Here is a 5,285-nt window from a genome sequence, read left to right as displayed (position 1 = left end):
TACGGCGTTTCACTTCTGAGTTCGGCATGGGGTCAGGTGGGACCACCGCGCTATTGCCGCCAGGCAAATTCTGTTTCATTCCAACCGCTTCACTTTCGTGTCGCCATCAGAACCAATCTCGGAACTTCGCTGAAAATCTCTCTAAAAACACCTTCGGTGTTGTAAGGTTAAGCCTCACGGATCATTAGTACTGGTTAGCTCAATGCATCGCTGCACTTACACACCCAGCCTATCAACGTCTTAGTCTTAAACGTTCCTTCAGGGGCCTTGAAGGCCCAGGGAAGACTCATCTTGAGGCAAGTTTCGCGCTTAGATGCTTTCAGCGCTTATCTTTTCCGCACTTAGCTACCGGGCAATGCCATTGGCATGACAACCCGAACACCAGTGGTGCGTTCACTCCGGTCCTCTCGTACTAGGAGCAACCCCTCTCAATCTTCCAACGCCCACGGCAGATAGGGACCGAACTGTCTCACGACGTTCTAAACCCAGCTCGCGTACCACTTTAAATGGCGAACAGCCATACCCTTGGGACCTACTTCAGCCCCAGGATGTGATGAGCCGACATCGAGGTGCCAAACACCGCCGTCGATATGAACTCTTGGGCGGTATCAGCCTGTTATCCCCGGAGTACCTTTTATCCGTTGAGCGATGGCCCTTCCATTCAGAACCACCGGATCACTAAGACCTACTTTCGTACCTGCTCGAGCCGTCACTCTCGCAGTCAAGCTAGCTTATGCCTTTGCACTAACCTCACGATGTCCGACCGTGATTAGCTAACCTTCGTGCTCCTCCGTTACTCTTTGGGAGGAGACCGCCCCAGTCAAACTACCCACCAGACACTGTCCTCACCCCGGATCACGGGGCCGAGTTAGAACATCAAACATTAAAGGGTGGTATTTCAAGGATGGCTCCACGCAGACTGGCGTCCACGCTTCAAAGCCTCCCACCTATCCTACACATCAAGGCTCAATGTTCAGTGTCAAGCTATAGTAAAGGTTCACGGGGTCTTTCCGTCTTGCCGCGGGTACACTGCATCTTCACAGCGAGTTCAATTTCACTGAGTCTCGGGTGGAGACAGCCTGGCCATCATTACGCCATTCGTGCAGGTCGGAACTTACCCGACAAGGAATTTCGCTACCTTAGGACCGTTATAGTTACGGCCGCCGTTTACTGGGGCTTCGATCAAGAGCTTCGCCTTGCGGCTGACCCCATCAATTAACCTTCCAGCACCGGGCAGGCGTCACACCGTATACGTCCACTTTCGTGTTTGCACAGTGCTGTGTTTTTATTAAACAGTTGCAGCCAGCTGGTATCTTCGACTGGCTTCAGCTCCATCCGCAAGGGACTTCACCTACATGCCAGCGTGCCTTCTCCCGAAGTTACGGCACCATTTTGCCTAGTTCCTTCACCCGAGTTCTCTCAAGCGCCTTGGTATTCTCTACCTGACCACCTGTGTCGGTTTGGGGTACGATTCAATGTTACCTAGAGCTTAGAGGCTTTTCCTGGAAGCAGGGCATCAACTACTTCTGCACCGTAGTGCATCGTCATCACGCCTCAGGGTTGATATGCAACCGGATTTACCAGGTCACACCCCCTACACGCTTAAACCGGGACAACCGTCGCCCGGCTAGCCTAGCCTTCTCCGTCCCCCCTTCGCAGTAACACCAAGTACAGGAATATTAACCTGTTTCCCATCGACTACGCTTTTCAGCCTCGCCTTAGGGGTCGACTCACCCTGCCCCGATTAACGTTGGACAGGAACCCTTGGTCTTCCGGCGAGCGGGCTTTTCACCCGCTTTATCGTTACTTATGTCAGCATTCGCACTTCTGATACCTCCAGCAACCCTCACAGGCCACCTTCAACGGCTTACAGAACGCTCCCCTACCCAACAACGCCTAAGCGTCGCTGCCGCAGCTTCGGTGCATGGTTTAGCCCCGTTACATCTTCCGCGCAGGCCGACTCGACCAGTGAGCTATTACGCTTTCTTTAAATGATGGCTGCTTCTAAGCCAACATCCTGGCTGTCTATGCCTTCCCACATCGTTTCCCACTTAACCATGACTTTGGGACCTTAGCTGGCGGTCTGGGTTGTTTCCCTCTTCACGACGGACGTTAGCACCCGCCGTGTGTCTCCCGTGATAACATTCTTCGGTATTCGGAGTTTGCATCGGTTTGGTAAGCCGGGATGGCCCCCTAGCCGAAACAGTGCTCTACCCCCGAAGATGAGTTCACGAGGCGCTACCTAAATAGCTTTCGGGGAGAACCAGCTATCTCCCGGTTTGATTGGCCTTTCACCCCCAGCCACAAGTCATCCGCTAATTTTTCAACATTAGTCGGTTCGGTCCTCCAGTTAGTGTTACCCAACCTTCAACCTGCCCATGGCTAGATCACCGGGTTTCGGGTCTATACCTTGCAACTAATCGCCCAGTTAAGACTCGGTTTCCCTACGGCTCCCCTATACGGTTAACCTTGCTACAAAATATAAGTCGCTGACCCATTATACAAAAGGTACGCAGTCACACCACGAAGGTGCTCCCACTGCTTGTACGTACACGGTTTCAGGTTCTATTTCACTCCCCTCGCCGGGGTTCTTTTCGCCTTTCCCTCACGGTACTGGTTCACTATCGGTCAGTCAGGAGTATTTAGCCTTGGAGGATGGTCCCCCCATATTCAGACAGGATGTCACGTGTCCCGCCCTACTCATCGAACTCACGACCTGTGCATTTTAGTGTACGGGGCTATCACCCTTTGCTGCGCGACTTTCCAGACGCTTCCACTAACACACAAGCCGATTCAGGTTCTGGGCTCCTCCCCGTTCGCTCGCCGCTACTGGGGGAATCTCGGTTGATTTCTTTTCCTCGGGGTACTTAGATGTTTCAGTTCCCCCGGTTCGCCTCATGCCACTATGTATTCATGACATGATAGTGTGTCGAAACACACTGGGTTTCCCCATTCGGGTATCGCCGGTTGTAACGGTTCATATCACCTTACCGACGCTTTTCGCAGATTAGCACGCCCTTCATCGCCTCTGACTGCCTAGGCATCCACCGTGTACGCTTAGTCACTTAACCTCACAACCCGAAGATGTTTCCATCGTTCGTGCTGCAAACATTTGAGAGACTCTATGACAGGTTACTCTTCATCCCAGTACATCTACGGAGGGATAAATTTCAGCCGTCATGTTTCAATTTTCAGCTTGTTCCAGATTGTTAAAGAGCAATATCTTAAACATGACTCGCAAGTCATCTTTAAGATTTTTTCGGCTATCGCTAACCGGTGATAATGTCTTTCACTCATTATCGGAATGGCGTCCCCAAGGGGATTCGAACCCCTGTTACAGCCGTGAAAGGGCAGTGTCCTAGGCCTCTAGACGATGGGGACCCGAAATTGGCTTATCGAATCACCGATTCGATAATTTCGGGTAAAGGTGAGATTTTTCGTGAAAAATCGAGCGCCATTGTCGTTTGTCACTGCACTGGACAGTCACAAATCTCCCGGCACTTACCTATACCACAAGGTTTTGTTTGCTCATTACTTTTTCATCAGACAATCTGTGTGAGCACGCCACTCGAACTAATATCTTTAGGTAAGGAGGTGATCCAACCGCAGGTTCCCCTACGGTTACCTTGTTACGACTTCACCCCAGTCATGAATCACAAAGTGGTAAGCGCCCTCCCGAAGGTTAAGCTACCTACTTCTTTTGCAACCCACTCCCATGGTGTGACGGGCGGTGTGTACAAGGCCCGGGAACGTATTCACCGTAGCATTCTGATCTACGATTACTAGCGATTCCGACTTCATGGAGTCGAGTTGCAGACTCCAATCCGGACTACGACATACTTTATGAGGTCCGCTTGCTCTCGCGAGGTCGCTTCTCTTTGTATATGCCATTGTAGCACGTGTGTAGCCCTACTCGTAAGGGCCATGATGACTTGACGTCATCCCCACCTTCCTCCAGTTTATCACTGGCAGTCTCCTTTGAGTTCCCGGCCGAACCGCTGGCAACAAAGGATAAGGGTTGCGCTCGTTGCGGGACTTAACCCAACATTTCACAACACGAGCTGACGACAGCCATGCAGCACCTGTCTCAGAGTTCCCGAAGGCACCAAAGCATCTCTGCTAAGTTCTCTGGATGTCAAGAGTAGGTAAGGTTCTTCGCGTTGCATCGAATTAAACCACATGCTCCACCGCTTGTGCGGGCCCCCGTCAATTCATTTGAGTTTTAACCTTGCGGCCGTACTCCCCAGGCGGTCGATTTAACGCGTTAGCTCCGGAAGCCACGCCTCAAGGGCACAACCTCCAAATCGACATCGTTTACAGCGTGGACTACCAGGGTATCTAATCCTGTTTGCTCCCCACGCTTTCGCACCTGAGCGTCAGTCTTCGTCCAGGGGGCCGCCTTCGCCACCGGTATTCCTCCAGATCTCTACGCATTTCACCGCTACACCTGGAATTCTACCCCCCTCTACGAGACTCTAGCTTGCCAGTTTCAAATGCAGTTCCCAGGTTGAGCCCGGGGATTTCACATCTGACTTAACAAACCGCCTGCGTGCGCTTTACGCCCAGTAATTCCGATTAACGCTTGCACCCTCCGTATTACCGCGGCTGCTGGCACGGAGTTAGCCGGTGCTTCTTCTGCGAGTAACGTCAATTGATGAACGTATTAAGTTCACCACCTTCCTCCTCGCTGAAAGTGCTTTACAACCCGAAGGCCTTCTTCACACACGCGGCATGGCTGCATCAGGCTTGCGCCCATTGTGCAATATTCCCCACTGCTGCCTCCCGTAGGAGTCTGGACCGTGTCTCAGTTCCAGTGTGGCTGGTCATCCTCTCAGACCAGCTAGGGATCGTCGCCTAGGTGAGCCATTACCCCACCTACTAGCTAATCCCATCTGGGCACATCTGATGGCAAGAGGCCCGAAGGTCCCCCTCTTTGGTCTTGCGACGTTATGCGGTATTAGCTACCGTTTCCAGTAGTTATCCCCCTCCATCAGGCAGTTTCCCAGACATTACTCACCCGTCCGCCGCTCGTCACCCAGGGAGCAAGCTCCCCTGTGCTACCGCTCGACTTGCATGTGTTAAGCCTGCCGCCAGCGTTCAATCTGAGCCATGATCAAACTCTTCAATTAAAAGCTTGATTTGCTTCCACTCGAGAAGCGATGCTCAAAGATTTACTGCATGAATTTTACTTCAGTTAGTCACTCTTCAAGACTTGATATTTTTTTGCATCCGAAGATGCTGGATATCGTCTTGTGGAGTGCCCACACAGATTGTCTGATAAATTG

At 51.9% G+C, this 5,285-nt stretch carries 1 tRNA gene and 3 rRNA genes; all 4 read right to left on the bottom strand.

Going from position 1 to position 5,285, the window contains the following annotated elements:
• Window positions 1–64, bottom strand: a 5S ribosomal RNA gene (rrf, locus tag ACUTSC_RS24980); the annotation flags it as partial.
• A 99-nt stretch (window positions 65–163) separates the two neighbouring features.
• Window positions 164–3,071, bottom strand: a 23S ribosomal RNA gene (locus tag ACUTSC_RS24975).
• Window positions 3,072–3,305: 234 nt separating this feature from the next.
• A tRNA-Glu gene (locus ACUTSC_RS24970) sits at window positions 3,306–3,381 on the bottom strand.
• Window positions 3,382–3,587: 206 nt separating this feature from the next.
• Window positions 3,588–5,129, bottom strand: a 16S ribosomal RNA gene (locus ACUTSC_RS24965).
• Between the last annotated feature and the right edge of the window lie 156 nt (window positions 5,130–5,285).

It is taken from the genome of Serratia sp. TSA_105.2, from assembly GCF_052692115.1.
This window is presented reverse-complemented; position numbering and strand designations above follow the sequence as displayed.